The organism is Streptomyces sp. NPDC002588, from assembly GCF_040295925.1.
Lineage (GTDB): Bacteria > Actinomycetota > Actinomycetes > Streptomycetales > Streptomycetaceae > Streptomyces.
Genome location: NZ_JBEOWF010000001.1, coordinates 271,365 through 289,756, shown reverse-complemented (window position 1 = coordinate 289,756; position 18,392 = coordinate 271,365). Strand labels below are relative to the sequence as shown.

Genomic DNA, 18,392 nt, shown 5'->3' with positions numbered 1-18,392 from the left:
CTCAGGCCCGGTGGGGGAGGATGGACGGATGGACGGTGAGCTGTTCCCCAGAGAGCGGGCGAACATAGCGCCGGGGGCGGTGCACGTGCCCGGCTGGCTGGACGCGGACCGGCAGCGCGAACTGCTCGCGGCATGCCGCGAGTGGGCCCGGCCCCCGGCCGGACTGCGCACGGTCCGCACCCCCGGCGGCGGCACGATGACCGCCCGCCAGGTCTGCCTGGGCTGGCACTGGTATCCGTACGCCTACGCCCGCACGGTCGTCGACGGAGACGGCGCACCGGTGAAGCCCTTCCCGGCCTGGCTGGGCGAACTGGGGCGGCGGGCGGTGACGGACGCGCTCGGGACCGCAGATGCCGCCTACGACATCGCGCTGATCAACTTCTACGACGGCGACGCCCGCATGGGCATGCACCGGGACGCCGACGAGAAGTCCGACGCGCCCGTGGTGTCCCTGAGCCTCGGCGACAGTTGTGTCTTCCGCTTCGGCAACACCGAGAACCGGTCCCGGCCCTGGACCGATGTGGAACTGCGCAGCGGCGACCTGTTCGTGTTCGGCGGACCCTCGCGGCCGGCCTACCACGGGGTGCCGCGCGTCCTGCCGGGCACAGGACCGTACGAACTGGGCCTGACCGGGCGGCTGAACGTGACGCTGCGGGTCAGCGGCCTGCCCGGCACCACCTGACGAACGGATCATGGGAGACTCCCCCTCATGAGCGGCAAGGCGGACCCCCGGCCGGCGGGGGAAGGGACCACCTCGAGGACGCGGCTGGACCGGGGGCGCGGCGCGCTCGGGCCCGCGTTGGAGCTCGTGCACACCGGCCGGGCCCCCACCCGCGCGGTGCTCACCGCGGAACTCGGCGTCACCCGGGCCACGGCCGGCGCGGTCGCCGCCGAACTGGAAGCCCTCGGCCTCATCCGGGTGGACGCGCGGCCCGGCGCCGCCGCCGGGTCGCAGGGCAGGCCCTCGCACCGGCTCCAGGTCGCGGAGGAAGGGCCGGTCGCCCTGGCCGCCCAGGTGCACGCCGACGGGTTCCGGGCGGCGCTGGTCGGCCTCGGCGGGCGGGTCGTCGCCACCACCCCCAGCTGCGAGGCGGTGGACGCCGACCCGGCGAAGGTGCTCGGGGCCGCCGTCGACGCCGGGGCGGAGCTGCTGCGGCGGACCGGCCGCCGCTGTGTGGGCGCCGGACTCGCCGTCCCGTCGGCGCTCGCCGAACCCGAGGGCCTGGCCCTCAATCCCCTCCACCTGGCCTGGCCGGTCGGCGCGCCCGTGCGGGAGATCTTCGCCGAGCGGGTGCACGCAGCGGGGATCACCGGCCCCGCCTTCGCGGGCAACGACGTCAATCTCGCCGCCCTCGCCGAGCACCGGCACGGCGCCGGACGCGGCGCCCGCGACCTGCTGTGCGTGGCCACCGGGCACCGGGGCGTCGGCGGCGCGCTGGTCCTGGACGGCCGTCTGCACACCGGCAGTTCGGGCCTCGCCCTCGAGGTCGGCCACCTCACCGTCAACCCGGAGGGCCGCCCCTGCCACTGTGGCAGCCGCGGCTGCCTGGACGTCGAGGCCGACCCGCTGGCGCTGCTGACGACCGCGGGCCGTGACCCCGGCCCCGAGGGCTCCCTGCTGCAGCAGGCCAACGAACTGCTCCGCACGGAGTACGGCGACCCGGTCGTCCGCACCGCCGCCGAAACCCTGATCGACCGGCTGGGCCTGGGCCTCGCCGGCCTGGTGAACATCCTCAACCCCGACCGCATCATCCTCGGCGGCCTGCACCGCACGCTCCTCGACGCCGACCCCGAACGCCTGCGCGCCGTCGTCGCCGACCGCAGCCTCTGGGGTCGCAGCGGCGGTGTCCCCATCCTCGCCTGCACCCTCGATCACAACAGCCTGGCCGGCGCGGCCGAGCTGGCATGGCAGCCGGTGCTGGACGACCCGCTCGGGGCGCTCGGCGGCGGCTGAGCGCCCGCTCTGCCCTGCTGCCGGGTTACCGGCGCTCGCTCACCAGACGGCCGCGGCGGCCCGCAGCACGTCCGGGTCGGCGCCGGGCCGCTGGACGAGGAACAGGGTGTTGAGCGGCGGCTCCTCGGGGCACGGTGACCGCGGCGCCGACGATGAGCTGCTTGCCGAAGGCGTTGCGCCCGCTCGACGGTGGCCGGGCGGACCGCGCCCGTGCATGTGGCGGGGCCGCCGGAGCCGCTGTGCGTCCGGGTTGCCCGCGCCGGCGCCTGTGTGGGTTCCACTTTCCCGCCCCCGGACGCACGGTGACCGCGGCGGCACCGGCCAGGAGCGCCCCCACCCGATGGTCAACGATCACCAGGCCTGGCTGGACGGCCTCGCGAAAGCGCCGCGTCGAAGTAGGTTGACACCATGACCGACACGATCACTGCGAGTGTCCTCGGCACCGGCATCATGGGCGCCGCGATGGCCCGCAACCTTGCCCGCGCCGGACACACCGTCCGCGCCTGGAACCGCACCCGCGCCAAGGCCGAGCCGCTGACGGCCGACGGGATCACCGTCACCGACACCCCGGCCGAGGCCGTCCGGGACGCGGATGTCGTCCTCACCATGCTGTACGACGGCCCCGCGACCCTGGACGTCATGCGTGAGGCCGCTGCCGGCCTGCGCCCCGGCGCCGCCTGGGTGCAGTCCACGACCGCCGGCATCGACGCCGTCGGCGACCTGGCCGCCTTCGCCCGCGAGCACGGCCTCGTCTTCTTCGACGCGCCGGTGCTGGGCACCCGTCAGCCCGCCGAGGCCGGACAGCTGACGGTCCTCGCGGCCGGCCCGGCCGGCCACCGGGACGCGGTGGCGCCCGTGTTCGACGCCGTCGGCGCGCGCACGGTGTGGACCGGCGAGGACGGCGGCGCGGCCGGCGCGACCCGCCTGAAGCTGGTGGCGAACAGTTGGGTCATCGCCGCGACCGCCGCGGCCGGTGAGGTGCTCGCCCTCGCCCAGTCCCTCGACGTCGACCCGGAGGCGTTCTTCGGCCTCATCGCGGGCGGCCCCCTGGACATGGGCTATCTGCGTGCCAAGACCGCCCTGGTGCTCGAGGGGCGGCTGTCGCCGGCCCAGTTCGCGGTGACGACGGCGGCGAAGGACGCGCGGCTCATCGTCGAGGCGGGCCGCAGCAACGGTGTGCGGCTGGACGTGGCGGCCGCGAGCGCGGAGCGCCTGGAACGCGCGGCCGCTCAGGGACACGGTGACGAGGACATGGTCGCCGCCTACTTCGCGAGCTTCGAGGAGAAGCCACCGACCGACTGACCGCCCGCCCGACTGACCGCCCGACCTCGGGACCGTGCGACCGCCTGGCCGACCGTCGGATCGCCGTACTCGAGAGGAGGCCCCGTGTCAGCGCCTGGATCGAGGTCGAGCGCCAGCACGGCTGGGGCTCGATGAAGGACAGCGACCAGGCGTCGACCTGAGGCCACCACCCGCACCGCGGGCCGGCGATCACCACTGCCGGCCCGCGGGCAGCACGCCGTCCTCCCGGGCCGGCCGCCCGGCCTCCGCCACAGGCGGCCACGCCCTCCTCGTGGGCCGGGCCGGTCAACTGCCGCACCGCCGGGCGGCCGAAGCCGTCGCTCAGCCCGTAAGGCGTTCATGCGGCACTAGCCGACGGAACGCGGTGCGAGAAGGGCGAGCAGGCCGCGGACGGCCGCGTCGAAGCCGCTCGGCGAACCGGAGGCGCGGGCCAGGACGTAGCCGCCCTGCACGGTCGCGACGACGGTCGCGGCGATCTCCTCGCCGTCCAGCCCGGGTGCGAACTGGCCCTGTTCCCGGCCTTCTTCGACGAGATGGGCGAGCCGCTCACGGATCCAGTCGATGGTCTCGTCGACCGGCTCGCGCAGCTCGTCGCTCGCGATGACGTCCGGATCCATCGTCAGCCGGCCGATCGGGCAGCCGCGCAGCACGTCGCGCTCGCGCGTGAGGTACGCCCGGATGCGCTCGTACGGCGTGCCCGGTCCGTCGAGTACTGCCGCCGCGGTGGCCCGCATCTCCTCGGCCGTCCGCCGGATCGCGGCCAGGGCCAGGTCCGGCTTGCCCGTGAAATGGTGGTACATGCTGCCCTGCCCGGCGCCCGCCCGCTCCAGGATCGCCTTGGGGCTGGTGCCCACGTACCCGCGCTCCCAGAGGAGCTCCCGGGTGGACTCGATCAGTCGCTCCGACGTGCTCATGAACGCAGTGTACATACTAGTAGTTACAGAACCCGTACTCCCCAGGAGGTACACGCACTGCCGCTGGCCGTACGACGACCCGGACCCCCTCCCGGCGGGACTCTCGAGGCATCGCAGCACACGAGAACCCCACCGAGGAGATGACCCGAGATGAACACCCTGGCGAACTGGGACGGCGGCGGCCCCGGCCCCTGGATCCTGTTCCTCCCGCTGATCTGGGCGGCCGTCGTCGTCGGCGTCGTCACCCTGCTGCGCCGCACGGCGTGGCGCGGCCGCCGAGGGCCCTGGAACCCGGTGGACCGTCCCACCGGCGACTCGCCCCTCGCCGTCCTCGGCCGGCGCTTCGCCTCCGGCGAGATCGACGAGGACGAGTACTGGCGGCGACTGTCCGTCCTGGACGAGCAGTTCGGCCGGTTCGACCGCAAGGGCGGTGCGGTGTGACGACCGTGACCGACACCCTGACGGCCGCCCGCGTCACCGACGCCGTCAAGGTGTACGGCGTCGGCGACACCGCCGTTCGGGCCCTGGACGGGGTGACCGTGGCCTTCCCGGCCGGACGGTTCACCGCGATCATGGGCCCGTCGGGGTCGGGCAAGTCCACCCTGATGCACTGCGCGGCCGGTCTGGACACGCTCACCTCGGGCACCGCGCACATCGGCGACACCGAACTGGGCACCCTCGACGACCGCAGGCTCACCCTGCTGCGCCGCGACCGCGTCGGCTTCGTGTTCCAGGCGTTCAACCTGGTGCCCACCCTGACCGTCGAGGAGAACATCCGGCTGCCGCTGGACCTCGCGGGCGGGCGTGGCGATGCCGAGTGGACCGACGCGCTGATCGATGTCGTCGGCCTGCGCGACCGGCTCCGCCACCGGCCCTCGGAGCTCTCCGGCGGCCAGCAGCAACGCGTCGCCGTGGCCAGGGCGTTCGCCGGCCGCCCCGACGTGGTCTTCGCCGACGAGCCCACCGGCAACCTCGACTCCCGCTCCGGCGGAGAGGTGCTCGGGCTGCTCGCCCGCACGGTCCGCGAGACCGGCCGCACCGTCGTCATGGTCACCCACGACCCGGTGGCCGCCGCCCACGCCGACGACGTCGTCTTCCTCGCGGACGGACGGCTCGTCGACCGGATGGAGTCCCCGACCGCCGACCGTGTCCTGGACCGTATGAAAGCCTTCGAGGTGCCGTCATGAACGCGTCCCTCCGGCTGAGCCTGTCGTCCCTGCGCGCCCACAAACGGCGGTTCGCCGGCACCTTCCTCGCCGTCTTCCTCGGCGTGGCCTTCCTCGCCGGAACGCTCGTCATGGGCGACACCCTGCGCGCGAGTTTCGACTCGATGTTCGGCAGCGCGGCCGCCGGCACCGACGCCGTCGTCCGCGGCGCCGACGCCATCACCACCCCCGGCGAGAGCCAGGGCGTACGCCGGCCGGTCGACACCTCGCTGGTCTCCGGCATCGAGGCGGTACCCGGCGTGGCGGCCGCCGCCCCCGACATCCAGGGTGCCGGCCAGCTCATCGGCAGCGACGGCAAGCCGATCGGCGGCCAGGGCCCGCCCACCCTCGCCGGAAACTGGATCACCGACGCGCGGCTCAACCCCTACCGGCTCGCCGAGGGCCGTGTCCCGGCCAGGTCCGGGGAGGTCGTCGTCAACCGCGGCACCGCCGACAAGGGCGGCCTGAAGCTCGGCGACACCACCGTCCTGCGCACGCCCGACCCGGTGCGTGTGACGATCGTCGGTCTCGCGACCTTCGGCGGCGAGGACGGCATGGCGCAGGTGACCTACACCGGCATGACCCGTGCCGACGCCGAGAAGTACCTCACCGCCAGGCCCGGACAGGCGGCGAGCATCGTGGTGCGCGCCGACCCCGGCATCAGCCAGTCCGCACTGGTCGACCGGCTGACTCCCGTACTGCCCAAGGGCGTCGAGGCCATCACCGGCCAGGAGGCCGCGCAGGAGAACACCGACATGATCGCCAGTCAGTTCCTGACGGTCTTCACCACGTTCCTCCTGGTCTTCTCCGGGGTCGCCCTGCTCGTCGCGACGTTCTCCATCCACAACACCTTCGCGATCGTCGTCGCCCAACGTACCCGCGAGAACGCCCTGTTGCGGGCCCTCGGTGCCTCCCGTCGCCAGGTCACCGCGGCCACTCTCGCCGAGGCGAGCGCCGTCGCCGTGACCGCCTCCGCGGCCGGACTCGCGGGCGGCGTCGGTATCGCCGCCGGACTTCAGGCCCTGTTCCCGGCCATCGGATTCCCCTTCCCCGAGGGTGACCTGGTCATCAGCGGCCTGTCGCTGGCCCTTCCCCTGGCCGTCGGCGTCCTGGTCTGCCTGGGCTCCGCGCTGCTGCCCGCCGTACGCGCAGGGCGCACCGCCCCGCTGGCCGCCCTGCGCGAGACCGCCGTCGACACCTCCGGCGCCTCCCGTCTGCGCGCCGTCATCGGCGGCGGGCTGATCTCCCTCGCCGTCGCGACGGCCCTCACCGGCGTCCTGGTCTCCCCGTCCGTCTGGCTCGCGGGCCTCGGCGCGGTCCTGGCCCTCGCCGCCTTCGTCGTCCTCGGCCCGGTCGCCGCCGACACCTCCGTGCGCGTCCTCGGCGGCCCGCTCGACCGGCTCCGCGGCATCACCGGCGGCCTCGCCCGGCGCAACGCCCTGCGCAGCCCCAAGCGGACGGCCGCCACCGCGAGCGCCCTGATGATCGGCGTGGCCGTGGTGTCCCTGTTCACCGTCTTCGGGGCCTCCCTGAAGGCCACCATGGACCAGACCGTCTCCCGGTCCTTCGCGGGTGACGTCGCCGTCAGCACGCCGTCCTTCGGCGCGGGCGGCAGCGGACTGAGCCCGAGGCTGGCACCGGCGATCGGCGCACTGCCCGAGGTCGACACGGCCGTGGGGCTCGGCCGTGGCGTGGCCGAAGTGGACGGCAGGGGAAGGGCCCTGACCGTCACCGACCCCACAGCCCTGGCACGGACCTTCGACCTGGGCGCCGTACAAGGAGATCTGCGAGGTCTCGGTACGGACGGCATCGCGATCACCCGGCAGGAGGCCGGCCGGCTGCACCTGACCACCGGCGACCGGGCACAACTCACCTTCACCGACGGCCAGAAGAAGGCGTTCACCGTCCGTGCGGTCTACGGCCGCTCCGAACTCGCCGGCGACTACGTCATCACCCGCGCCGCCTGGGCCCCGCACCGCACCCAGGACGCCGACACCCTGATCGCCGTCTCCTTCAAGAAAGGCGTGAGCACGGACGCCGGCCGGGCGGCGGTGGAGAAGGCCGCCGCGCACTACGGCAACCCCGAGGTCCAGACCCGCGACGAGTACGCGCAGTCCTCGGCCGGCGGCATCGACATGATGCTCACCCTGGTCTACGCCCTGCTCGCCCTCGCGGTCCTCATCGCGCTCCTCGGCATCGCCAACACCCTGACGCTGGCGATCCACGAACGCACTCGCGAACTCGGTCTGCTGCGGGCCGTCGGCCAGACCCGCTCCCAGCTGCGGGCAATGGTCCGCTGGGAGTCGGTCCTGGTCGCCGGCTTCGGCACGGCCGGCGGCCTGGCTCTCGGCGCCTTCCTCGGCTGGGTGCTGGTCCGGGCCTCCGACGGGGCGAGCGACAGCGCGTTCGCCTTCGCCGTGCCACCCGTCCAGCTCGCCGTGGTGGCCCTGGTGGGAGTCGCCGCCGGAGCCCTCGCGGCCCTTCGCCCGGCCCGGAGCGCGGCCCGCATGGACGTGCTGCGGGCCATCGCCACCGAGTGAGGCACGGCCTCAGGGGCAGGTCACCGCCCGGTCAGCCGACGACGGCCGACCGGGCGGGAGCATGGGCGGTCCGCTGCGCGTCGGCGGCCACGACCTCGGCGAACAGGGGCGCGACCGGTTCACGCGGCGTACGGCGCGGCGGCCGCGCCGACCGTTCCGGGGTGGTGACCGGCGCCGGCAGGGTGAACCAGACGATCTTGCCGGACTCGCCGTCCGGCCGTGCGCCCCAGCTCTCGCTGACCGCGGCGACCATCGCGAGCCCGCGCCCGCAGGTGGCCAGTGCGGCGGCCTCCTTCATGTCGCCCACGACCATGTCACCCACGACGGGCAGCCGTGGATCGCGGTCGCGCACGGAGACGGTGAGCCGGTCGAGCAGCAGTTCCAGCTCCACGACGCACGTCTTGTCGGGCTGGGCGTGCAGGTGGACGTTGGTCAACAGCTCCGTCACACCGAGTGCGGCCCGGTCTATGAGCGGATCCAGATGCCAGTAGCGCAACTGCGCCGATACGATTCTGCGGACCTGGCCGATCCGCGACGGCAGGGCTTGGAGCTCCACCGTGCAGTGCCTGCTTGGGTTGCTGATCACGGCTGCGACTCCCCGACTGAGGTCCGGAAGAACACGATGTTCGGATCGATCGAGCAGAGCTGCTGCGCAAGGCGGCCGCCTGCTGTCGTGGCCGGCGGGCTGGTTCGCAGCGTTATCGCCGGTAAACCCAGAGTGACGTGAGAACAGCGTGACTCAGGGGATGCGGTGGCGCAACTCGCGCTGCCCGGCTCCGCTTCAGCGGCCTCGCCCCGCGGCCTTCCGTACTGCCTCGATGAACCGGCTTGCCGCGGGCGGCCCCGGCTCACCCGGGGCCGGGTCGTGGTCGCCGAGGGTCAGCAGGTACCGGTTGCCGTTGAGGTCGGCCAGCGCCCGGTCCTCCGGGGCGAACCAGGGCTTCGAGGCGCGCACCGCCTGCACGGGCGCGCTGTCGATCTCGCTGCCGTAGCTGGTCAGCAACTCCAGTCTGCCGCCGCTGATCCGGACCTGTCCGGCCCGGGTGAGCGAACGCAGCCGTTTCCCGATCCGCACGCCCGACGCCGTGAACTCCGGCTCCGCCATTCCTCCCCGCCCCCTTGCGGTCGAACCTGATGTTCGAACTCGTATCCGTGATCCAGTGTGCTCCCGGCTCCGGGAACTTCGCCCGGCTCCGGGACACGGGGCCGATCCCGGGTGCGTGACTCGTGCGACACGCCCGGGACCCCCACCCCGGGGCCCACGCGCCCCGGCCGGGGCGGGCCCGGTCAGGGGCTCCTGCTCGGTGCCCGTGGCCATGCCCGGCCCACGGCGCGGGCCCTGGGCCGAAGCCAGGTTCCTGCGCCTGCGCCCAGTGCGGTGTCCGTGCGCGGGCCCGGTCGCGTTCCCGGCAGGGTTCGCGGCATTGTCCCCGCCCAGGCCCGCTCGCCACGGTCGGGAGGTCGCCCCGCGCCGTGCAGTCTGCCCGGGCCCGGCGTCGAGCACCAGTGCGCATGGCGCGGAGACGGAGGTTCGGGGGAGCACTCGGCTGAATGCGCCCCCCAGAAGCGCGCACCTGCTCCCCAGCCCTGCCTTTGGGGCCATCAAAGAGGTGTTTATGCAGGTGAGAAGTGGTGCGGAAGGTGCCTATGATCAGAACGTCGGCCGCGCGAGGCGCCGTCGGCGCGAAGCGTGTGAGGAGCCCGCCGTGACCACTCCCCAGCAGACCCGGACCGGTGCCACCCTGGACGTGGACCGTACCGACACCCGCTACCGCGACTGGCTGAAAGAAGCGGTCCGGAAAGTGCAGGCCGACGCCAACCGCTCGGCCGACACCCACCTGCTGCGCTTCCCGCTCCCGGACAGCTGGGGCGTCGACCTCTACCTCAAGGACGAGTCGACCCACCCCACCGGCAGCCTCAAGCACCGCCTCGCCCGCTCCCTGTTCCTCTACGGTCTGTGCAATGGCTGGATCCGGCCGGACCGCCCGGTGATCGAGGCGTCCAGTGGCTCCACCGCCGTCTCCGAGGCGTACTTCGCCAACCTGATCGGCGTGCCCTTCGTCGCCGTCATGCCGCGCACCACCAGCGCGGAGAAGATCCGCCTCATCGAGTTCCATGGCGGCCGGTGCCACTTCGTCGACGACTCCCGCACGATGTACGAGGAGTCCGCCCGCCTCGCGGCGGACACCGGCGGCCACTACATGGACCAGTTCACCTACGCCGAACGCGCCACGGACTGGCGCGGCAACAACAACATCGCCGAATCCATCTTCCGCCAGCTGCAGTCCGAGCGGTTCCCCGAGCCCGCGTGGATCGTCGCCACGGCCGGTACCGGAGGCACCTCCGCGACCCTCGCCCGCTACGTCCACTACACCCAGCGCGACACCCTCATCTGTGTCGCCGACCCCGAGAACTCCTGCTTCTTCGAGGGCTGGACCACCGGCGATCCGGGCGTGACCTGCGACTGCGGTTCACGCATCGAGGGCATCGGCCGCCCGCGCATGGAGCCCAGTTTCGTACCGGGTGCCGTCGACCGGATGATGAAGGTGCCCGACGCGGCGAGCGTCGCCGCCGTTCGCGCCCTGGAACGGGTCATCGGCCGCAAGGCGGGCGGCTCCACCGGTACCGGGCTGTGGAGCGCCCTCAAGATCATTTCCGAGATGGTCGCCGCCGGCCGCCGTGGCAGCGTGGTCACCCTGCTCTGCGACCCCGGTGACCGCTACCTCGACAAGTACTACTCCGACGCCTGGCTGGCCGGACAGGGCCTGGACATCGCCCCGTACACGACCGCGATCGACTCGCTCCTGGAGACGGGCGTCTGGCCCGAGCGACTCCTGCCCGAATGACTCCGGCCCCGGTGACTCCGGCCGTCAACGACTAGCGGGCGGCCAGCCGGCGGTCCAGGGCGGCGACCGCGTCCCGGAAGGACCTGCCGAGGCCCGGCCGGGCCGCCCGCACCACCGCCCGGAACAGGGCCGTCCCGTCCGTGGCGAACGTCCACCGCACCCGTGTCCCCGTGCCGGCCGGCGCGAGCCGCCACTCCTCGACCAGCGCCCGCACCCCCGGCGCGTTGGTGACGTCCACCCGGTAGGCGTACACCTCCGGTTCCTTCGCCGCGAGCACCGTCTCCCGGAACCGTCCGCCGCCCCACAGCCGTACGTCCCGGCCGGCCCCTTCGTCGAGCGGCTCGATGGACGTGACACCCGGGAACCACTCGGCCCAGCCGGAGACGTCCGAGGCGAGGGCGTGGAAGACGCGGTCCGGGGGAGCCGCGGTGTCCCGTTCGAAGACCATCCGGACCGGGGCGGTCGCGACGAAGTCAAGTTCTTCCGGGCGCAGTTGACGGGCCATGGTGAATCGGACCCCCTTGGTCGACAGATCGACGTGGCGTCGGAACGGCGTCGGAACGGCATCGGACGTCGTCAGACGCCGTCGGGTGGCGTCACCCTAACTGGCGGTCCGTCAGATGTCTTCCCCCGGGCCGGAGTCACCGGCCACCACCAGCCGCCGCAGCTGCTCGGAGATCTCCGCGCGGGCCGCGGCCGGCAGCCCCGCGTCCGTCACAAGGGTGTCCACCTGCTCCAGCGCCGCGAACGAACTCAGGCCCACCACACCCCACTTGGTGTGGTCGGCGACCACCACGACCTGGCGCGCCGACTGTACGAGCCGCCGGTTGGTCTCGGCCTCCGCCAGGTTCGGCGTGGACAGGCCCGCCTCGGTGGATATCCCGTGCACACCAAGGAAGAGCAGGTCGAAGTGGAGCGCCGCGATCGCCTGGTCGGCGACCGGACCCACCAGTGAGTCGGACGGGGTGCGCACCCCGCCGGTCAGCACGACCGTCGCCGCCCCCTGCCGCGGGCCAGAGGTGCGCTGCGCGGCATGGAAGACGTCGGCCACCCGCACCGAGTTCGTCACCACGGTCAGATCCGGCACGTCCACCAGCCGGTGCGCCAGTGCGTACGTCGTCGTCCCGCCCGACAGGGCGATCGCGCTGCCCGGCGAGACCAGCTCAGCGGCGGCCCGCGCGATGTCCTCCTTGGCGGTGAGCTCCAGGCCCGACTTCGCCTCGAAGCCCGGCTCGTGGGTGCTCGCCTCCACCACGGGTACGGCGCCGCCGTGCACCTTCTCCAGGACGCCCTGCCGGGCCAGCGCGTCGAGGTCGCGGCGGACCGTCATGTCCGACACGCCGAGCTTGCGTGTCAGCTCGTTCACCCGGACGCCGCCCCGGCGCCGTACCTCGTCCAGGATCAGTGCGCGGCGCTGCTCCGCGAGGAGGTTCTGATTCTCGCTCACGTACGCTCCGGTCCTTTCCTCGAACGGGGCCACGGGCCCGTTCACCTGCTACGAAGGGGGCGCTGCACCCGGCGGCGGTGCGCGGGCGTCCCATCCTCGCACGACCGGACGCACGGTGTGCCACCACCCCGACGCGGGCATGCCATCCCAGCGTCGTGATCTCCACCGACTTCGCTTCCCGCCCCTTGGATCGGGGAGATTCGGTGGCCCGAGGTGTAGGAGGCCTCCGAAGCGGAGATCCTTGTGCCCGCACGGACACACGACGACGTGTCACGGGGGAGAGCGGACAGTGGAAAGTGCCTCTGCGGGCAGAGCGGCCCTGGAGCTTCTGGTCCACGGCGTGGGCGGCACCACGCCGGAAAAGATGCTGGACGACCCGCGCACGGTACGGATCACCGGCGACGACACCGCGGCGGTGTACCGGCGCGCCGAGGACACCGACGCGGACGCCCCGACCGCCGACGCGAGCCGCAGAGCAGGCGACGCGAGTGGCACCGCCGGCGACCACGACGGCCGGCCCGTCCCGGAGGCCTACGTCTGGTCCAATCTCACCTCCGGCAACGGCACCCGCGCCCTGTGGCTGTTGCTGCTGCCGTTCATGGTCGTGAACCTGGCCCACTGGATGCGACCGGCCGCCCGTGAGGGCACCCGCGCGGTCCGCCTCCACGGTCTGCTCGTACGGCTGGCCGGGCTGAGCCTGACCGTGCTGCTCGTCGCCGCGGCCTGCGAGGTCGCCCTCGACCTCACGGCCTGGCAGTGCGCGGGCACACCCGCCTGCGCCGCCCGCCACACCTGGCTCGGCTTTCTGTCCCCGTCCGGCTCGGACAACGGCTGGTGGAGCCTGCCGGGCCGCCGCCTCGCCCTCGCCGCCCTGGTCCCGACCGCCCTGACCGGCCTCCTGTGGTACCTCTCCCACCGCACCTGGCGGGCCTACGAGTCCCAGGAGCCCCTCGAACCCACACCTGAGCCCGAGAACGGCCCCGCCCACACCGCGCTCAGCCGCCCCGGCTTCTGGTACGGCCGCCGCCTGGTGGCCCGGCTGCGCGCGGCACACACCTCGGCCGGCCTGCTGACGGTGGCCGCCGCGGTGGGCACGGCGGCGGCACGCGAGGACCGCAGACCGGGCGGTCCGCCGCTCCTGGACGCGCTCGGCCGACTGCTGGAGGCCTCGCTGACGGCGGGAGCGCTCGCCGTGGTGTGGGTGGTCTGCCGCCGCGGGCGCAGCGAAAACCGCCTGGACCGCCGCGTGGACGCCCACCTCGTGCACCGCCTCCCCCTCACCGCCCTGGCCCTCCTCGTCCTCACCCTCGGCTACGCCGCCTGGAACCGCCCAGGCTGGCAGTCCTCCGGGCGGCTCCCCGGCGACGCCACCTTCGGCGGGATCGCCCTGGCCCAGGGGTCACTGGTGATCGTCCTCGCTGTGGTCGCGCACCGACTGCACCGGCGGCCGGAGACGGACGCCGAGCCCGGCGGGAGCGGCACCGGAGCCGAAGCGGGGCCCGCCCTGCGCGGTCTCGGCGGGCCCGCCGTCGCGATGCTGGCCTGCGCGCTGGGCGGGGTGATGTCAGGGGGTGTGTCCCAGCGTGTCTCGGACTGGCTCGACGGCACGGGCACCTTCCTCGAAGGTCCCCCGGTGCTGCTGACCTGGCAGGCGGCCGTGATCCCCGTGCTCCTCCTCGTCCTCCTCGCGTTCTGCGCGCTGCTCGGCCGACGGACCTGGCTGCTGACCCGGGCCGAGCGTACGGCCGTGGCCCGCGAGTACGACGCCCATCCCGGCGACCCGGCCCGCACCGGCCGGATCGCCCGCACCCGCGCGATGGCCACCCTCACCGACCGAGGCCCCCTCCTCGTCGCCGTCACCGCCACCAGCACCCTGTTCCTCGGCGCGGGCGCCCTCGTCGGAGCCTTCGCCACCGGGAAGACCCCGGTCCGAACCGCGCAGGGGGCCGGACCCTTCGTCCAGGGCGCCGCGCAGACCGCGCAGGCGCTCGGCTCCTGGCTGATCGGCCTGGGCTTCATACTCTTCGTCACCTGGGGCCGGCGCGCCTACAAGGACGCCTCAGCGCGGCGCACCATCGGCATCCTCTGGGACGTCGGCACGTTCTGGCCGCGCGCCGCCCACCCCTTCGCCCCGCCCTGCTACGCGGAGCGCGCGGTGCCGGACCTGACCTGGCGCATGGCCACCTGGACCCGGGCCACCGGCGGCCGCCTGGTCATCTCCGGCCACTCCCAGGGCAGTGTCCTCGCGGCGGCGGCCGCCTGGCAGCTGAAGCCCTCCGACCGCAGCCGGGTCGCCCTGCTCACCTACGGCTCCCCGATCGAGCGTCTCTACGGCCGCTGGTTCCCCGCCCACTTCGGCCGCGCCGCCCTCCTCGCCCTGCACGGGGACATCGACTGCTGGCGCAACCTCTACCGGCTCACCGACCCCATCGGCGGCCCGGTGCGGGTGCCCGGCGTGGACTGCGAGGCCCTCGCGGACCCGCTGGCGTACGGCCGCACGGAGACCCACCCGCTGCCCGCCCCCGTCCTTGGCCACTCCGACTACCAGGCGGATCCGACGTTCGCCCGGGAACGCCGGAAGCTGCTCGCCCGACTGGCCCGGGAGATCCCCGCGCCGCGGCACTAGGTGTATTGATCACGAGCGTTGTTGACACTGGCGGCGTCTGGCACGCGCGCTCGCCGCGTTGTCGGGATCGCACGCACCAGACGCCGCCGGGCCCGCCCTACGGGCGGACGACGCATCTTTCGAAACACGCCCTAGGGCAGTTCGGGCAGGTCGTCCGGGTAGAGCAGGGTCAGGTCGTCCGTGCTGGGCTCCGGCAGTTGGGCGACCCGGCTGGCGTGGTGCTCCACCATCGCCTCGAACGTCTGGCGTGCCGTACGGCCGTTGCCGAAGGCGGGGCCCTTGGGGAGCTCCGTGAAGTACTTCAGCAGGGCTTCCGAGGTGCCCGGCGCGAGCCTGTACTCGTGCTCCTCGGCCTGCTGGTCCACGATCCGCAGCAGTTCCTCGGGGCCGTAGTCGCCGAAGGTGATGGTCCGCGAGAAACGGGACGCCACACCGGGGTTGACGGTGAGGAAGCGCTCCATTTCGGCCGTGTAGCCCGCGACGATCACGACCACCGAGTCCCGGTGGTCCTCCATCAGCTTCACCAGCGTGTCGATGGCCTCCTTGCCGAAGTCCCGGCCCGCGTCCTCCGGTGACAGCGCGTACGCCTCGTCGATGAACAGCACTCCGCCGTGCGCCCGCTGGAACGCCTCCTGGGTGCGGATGGCGGTGGAGCCGATGTGTTCGCCGACCAGGTCGACCCGGGACACCTCGACGAGGTGGCCCTTCTCCAGCACGTCGAGGGCGGCGAGGATCTCGCCGTACAGCCGCGCGACCGTCGTCTTGCCGGTGCCGGGGGAGCCGGTGAAGACCAGGTGCCGCTTGACCGAAGCCGCCTTCAGGCCCGCCTGCTGGCGGCGGCGGCCCACCTCGATCATGTCGGTCAGCGCCCGCACCTCGCGCTTGACGCTCTCCAGGCCGACCAGCGCGTCGAGTTCGCCCAGCACGTCCTTCGACGTCCGCACGGACGTCTCCGTCCCGGCGGTCGCGGCGGCCGGGGACTCCGGCACGGTGATCCGCTGCTCGGGGATCGGTCCGAGCAGGCCGGCCGGCCGGTCGGCCGTCGCCGCGACCGTCTCGCGCGCCGCCGGGGTCCGTGCGCCCGCGCTCTCGTCACTGGAGCAGTCCTCGACCACCGGCCCCGAACCGGGAGCGGCGTCCGCGGCGTCCGCGAACTCGTAACCTCCGCGCGCGCAGCGCTCCGTACGGCATCTGCGCAGCGTCGTGCGGCAACCGTCTATCACGTGGAAGCCGTAGCCGCCGCTGTTCGTCACCCGGCAGCCCAGGAACGTGCCCCGGCCGCCCGCCGATACGTAGAAGCCGGACTCGGTGGGGGAGTCGACAGTGCAGCGCTCGACCGTGGGGTCGGCGCCCTTGGTGACGATCACACCGGTCTGGGTGCCGTCCACCGTGCAGTTGTTGAGCGTGCCACCGCTGCCGTGGTCACGGAACCAGGCGCCGGTCGCCGCGTCCCTGATCCGGCAGTCGTCGAGCTGGGCGGTCGCGCCGTCGCTCACCGACACGGCGGTGTTGCGCACCTGCGACAGGTCGCTGTCGACGACGTCCGCGCGCGAGCCGCGGTCGAGGACGAACAGGGCGTCGGGCACGTCGTGCACACGGCACGAGTCGAGGACGGCGGTGGCGCCGTCGCTGACCCAGACGGCCGGGTAGTCGCCGGTACTGTCGAAGATCTCGCACTGGTTGGCGTCCACCCGGGTGCCCGGGTCCCACACCGACAGTCCGTTGCGCCCGAACTGACGCACCGTCGTACGGGTCAGCGTCAGAACGGAGCGGGAACGCAGGTCGATCGCGTTCTCCGGGATGTCGTGGATACGGCAGTCGGCGAGCGTGAGCACCGCGTCCGTGTCCAGCGTGACGCCGTCGCCCGTGGTGCGGTGCACGTCGCAGTCGGTGAGGTGGGCGGTGGCCCGGGCGGTGATCTGCACCCCGCTGCCCCGCACCTCGTAGATCTCGCAGCCGACCGCCTCCAGCCCGGAGCCCTCACCGGTGGCGCTCAGACCGGTGCCGGAGGCGTGGTGCACCCGGCAGCGCTCCAGCCGGGGATGCCCGCCGCCGCGCACCGCGACCCCCGCCTGGCCGGCGGCGACGATCTCGCACTCCTCGAAGACCCCGCCGCCCCCGTCGACCACCGCGATACCGATGCCCGCCGGGTTGTCGACCGTGCACCGGCGGACCGTCGGACGGGCGCCGCCGCGTACCTCGACACCGGCCGCGGAGCGCGTGACGATCCGCAGGTCCAGCAGTTCCGGCGTGCCCTCCTCGACGAGCACCGCCGGCGCGGCCGCGTCCTGGCCCTCCACGTGCAGGTCCTGCACCACCGCCGACGCGCGCACGGTGAGCGGCACCCCGTCGACGGGCGCGATGCGCACCGACCCGGGGGAGCCCTCCGGGCCGCGCAGGGTCACCGACCGCTGCACGACGAGGTTCTCCCGGTAGGTGCCGGGAGCGATGGTGAGGACGTCGCCCTCGGCCGCGGCCTCCAGGGCGGCGGCGAGCGATGCGTACTCACCCGTGCGGCGCCGCCACCTCGATGTACCGGTGTGCGTCACCTGGACCGTGCCCTGTGCCATGGCGTTGCTGTGCCCCCACCTCGTCGTACGCGGGTTGATGCCGAATCATGAATGGCCGGCCGGACCACCGTAGCGTGCGCACGGGCGATGGGTTGACCAGAGCGCGTAGGCGGTCAGCAGCCTGTACCGGTTCGGCCCCAGTCCGGCCCCGTACGGTCCCATGCCTGGTCGAGGCGGGCATACCTGCGGCGGACCATGCGCCACACGATCAGTCGCCGGGTGCCCTCCACCGCGCCGGCGGTGAGCAGGGCCGCGCCGAACCCGGCCAGCACGGCGTGTGTCGTCGCGGTGGTGGAGTCCAGCGGGCGGGCGACAGGCCGGCCGTGCGTGTCCGTCCATATCTCGAAGTCGTCGCCGCGGTGCGGCGTCTTGAGTTCGGCCAGGAGCGTGCCGTGCCGTGCGGTGCCGTCCGGGGCGGTCCAGTCGGCGACGACACGGCTGCGCGCCTCACGCCCGGAGGCCGCGTCGGGGTCCAGCTCCAGCGTCGTAGCGCCCGCCTTGCGCACCACGGTGGCCGATATCTCGTGGCGGGCCTGCCGCTGCTCGCGGACGGACCGCTGCAGGGCGTCCTGGGCGACGGATCCGGCCAGGGAACCCACGACAGGCGCGACGAGAAGGATCAGCAACAGTGCCGACAGCGCCACCCACGCCTCGGCCAGATCCGTCCCGCGGCGCAGCGGATTGCGCCGCCAGCGCCAGATTCCGGGGATCGCTCGCACGCTCCCGCACCCCCTTCCCGCTCCGTGATAACCCCCGCTGGAGCAGTTCACGCGGGAGCCCGGCCGAAGAGAGAGCGAAGTCACCTGGCGCCGGGGTCCTCTCATGAACTTCTCATCAGAGCCCAACGCCCGGGCACCCGCTGGAGGTTCCCGTACCGAAACACCAAATTACTTGAACTTCGAATTATTTAGGGGGCGGCGGCTGTACCCGGGCCCGTACCGGCCCAGGATGTACAGCGGCTCCTTGCCCGGCGTGTCGCCGGGTCGGC

The 18,392-nt window shown here is 73.3% G+C and carries 15 protein-coding genes and 1 pseudogene; 9 read left to right on the top strand and 7 right to left on the bottom strand.

Annotated features, from left to right (window positions below):
• Positions 1–28: 28 nt before the first annotated feature.
• From ABT057_RS01345 to ABT057_RS01330, 4 genes and pseudogenes are all read left to right on the top strand, one after another.
• Positions 29–682, top strand: a complete 654-nt coding sequence (locus ABT057_RS01345; RefSeq protein WP_352340229.1) for an alpha-ketoglutarate-dependent dioxygenase AlkB family protein — start codon at positions 29–31, stop codon at positions 680–682.
• Positions 683–709: 27 nt separating this feature from the next.
• Positions 710–1,954 carry an ROK family protein gene (locus tag ABT057_RS01340; protein WP_352340227.1) on the top strand — a complete coding sequence of 415 codons (1,245 nt, stop codon included), beginning with the start codon at positions 710–712 and terminating at the stop codon, positions 1,952–1,954.
• Between the two features lie 408 nt (positions 1,955–2,362).
• Positions 2,363–3,256, top strand: coding sequence for an NAD(P)-dependent oxidoreductase (locus ABT057_RS01335; RefSeq protein ID WP_352340225.1), 894 nt, complete (start codon positions 2,363–2,365; stop codon positions 3,254–3,256).
• A gap of 77 nt (positions 3,257–3,333) precedes the next feature.
• Positions 3,334–3,417 (top strand): annotated as a pseudogene (locus tag ABT057_RS01330) (PPOX class F420-dependent oxidoreductase); the annotation flags it as partial.
• Between the two features lie 186 nt (positions 3,418–3,603).
• Here the strand turns inward: ABT057_RS01330 and ABT057_RS01325 are convergent.
• Positions 3,604–4,170 (bottom strand): TetR/AcrR family transcriptional regulator, encoded by a 567-nt coding sequence (locus ABT057_RS01325; protein ID WP_352340223.1) that lies wholly within the window; start codon positions 4,168–4,170, stop codon positions 3,604–3,606.
• A gap of 150 nt (positions 4,171–4,320) precedes the next feature.
• Between ABT057_RS01325 and ABT057_RS01320 the strand changes: the two genes are divergently transcribed.
• From ABT057_RS01320 to ABT057_RS01310, 3 genes are read left to right on the top strand one after another with little or no spacing between them, the layout of a single operon-like run.
• Complete coding sequence (locus tag ABT057_RS01320; protein ID WP_352340221.1) at positions 4,321–4,611, top strand: SHOCT domain-containing protein; 291 nt, start codon at positions 4,321–4,323, stop codon at positions 4,609–4,611.
• Positions 4,608–5,357, top strand: a complete 750-nt coding sequence (locus ABT057_RS01315) for an ABC transporter ATP-binding protein (RefSeq protein ID WP_352340219.1) — start codon at positions 4,608–4,610, stop codon at positions 5,355–5,357. The genes ABT057_RS01320 and ABT057_RS01315 overlap by 4 nt, the downstream gene beginning before the upstream one ends.
• Entirely contained in the window at positions 5,354–7,915 is a 2,562-nt protein-coding gene (locus tag ABT057_RS01310; RefSeq protein WP_352340217.1) for an ABC transporter permease, read from the top strand. The genes ABT057_RS01315 and ABT057_RS01310 overlap by 4 nt, the downstream gene beginning before the upstream one ends.
• Positions 7,916–7,946: 31 nt before the next feature.
• Here ABT057_RS01310 and ABT057_RS01305 read toward each other — a convergent pair whose 3' ends face one another.
• Together ABT057_RS01305 and ABT057_RS01300 are read right to left on the bottom strand one after the other, a co-directional pair.
• Positions 7,947–8,501: an ATP-binding protein gene (locus tag ABT057_RS01305; protein WP_352340215.1), complete on the bottom strand. Its 555-nt coding sequence runs from the start codon at positions 8,499–8,501 to the stop codon at positions 7,947–7,949.
• Between the two features lie 195 nt (positions 8,502–8,696).
• Positions 8,697–9,020: a hypothetical protein gene (locus tag ABT057_RS01300; protein ID WP_352340213.1), complete on the bottom strand. Its 324-nt coding sequence runs from the start codon at positions 9,018–9,020 to the stop codon at positions 8,697–8,699.
• 601 nt (positions 9,021–9,621) lie between these two features.
• Between ABT057_RS01300 and ABT057_RS01295 the strand changes: the two genes are divergently transcribed.
• On the top strand, positions 9,622–10,761 hold the full coding sequence (locus ABT057_RS01295; RefSeq protein WP_352340211.1) for a PLP-dependent cysteine synthase family protein: 1,140 nt from the start codon (positions 9,622–9,624) through the stop codon (positions 10,759–10,761).
• 31 nt (positions 10,762–10,792) lie between these two features.
• Here ABT057_RS01295 and ABT057_RS01290 read toward each other — a convergent pair whose 3' ends face one another.
• Entirely contained in the window at positions 10,793–11,266 is a 474-nt protein-coding gene (locus ABT057_RS01290) for an SRPBCC family protein (RefSeq protein ID WP_352340209.1), read from the bottom strand.
• A 111-nt stretch (positions 11,267–11,377) separates the two neighbouring features.
• On the bottom strand, positions 11,378–12,208 hold the full coding sequence (locus tag ABT057_RS01285) for a DeoR/GlpR family DNA-binding transcription regulator (protein WP_352340207.1): 831 nt from the start codon (positions 12,206–12,208) through the stop codon (positions 11,378–11,380).
• Positions 12,209–12,497: 289 nt separating this feature from the next.
• Between ABT057_RS01285 and ABT057_RS01280 the strand changes: the two genes are divergently transcribed.
• Positions 12,498–14,834: a hypothetical protein gene (locus ABT057_RS01280; protein ID WP_352340206.1), complete on the top strand. Its 2,337-nt coding sequence runs from the start codon at positions 12,498–12,500 to the stop codon at positions 14,832–14,834.
• Positions 14,835–14,965: 131 nt separating this feature from the next.
• On the opposite strand, the gene ABT057_RS01275 is transcribed toward ABT057_RS01280, so the two are convergent.
• Complete coding sequence (locus tag ABT057_RS01275; RefSeq protein WP_352340204.1) at positions 14,966–17,404, bottom strand: right-handed parallel beta-helix repeat-containing protein; 2,439 nt, start codon at positions 17,402–17,404, stop codon at positions 14,966–14,968.
• A 113-nt stretch (positions 17,405–17,517) separates the two neighbouring features.
• Positions 17,518–18,123 carry an Rv1733c family protein gene (locus tag ABT057_RS01270; RefSeq protein WP_352340202.1) on the bottom strand — a complete coding sequence of 202 codons (606 nt, stop codon included), beginning with the start codon at positions 18,121–18,123 and terminating at the stop codon, positions 17,518–17,520.
• Positions 18,124–18,392 lie beyond the last annotated feature (269 nt).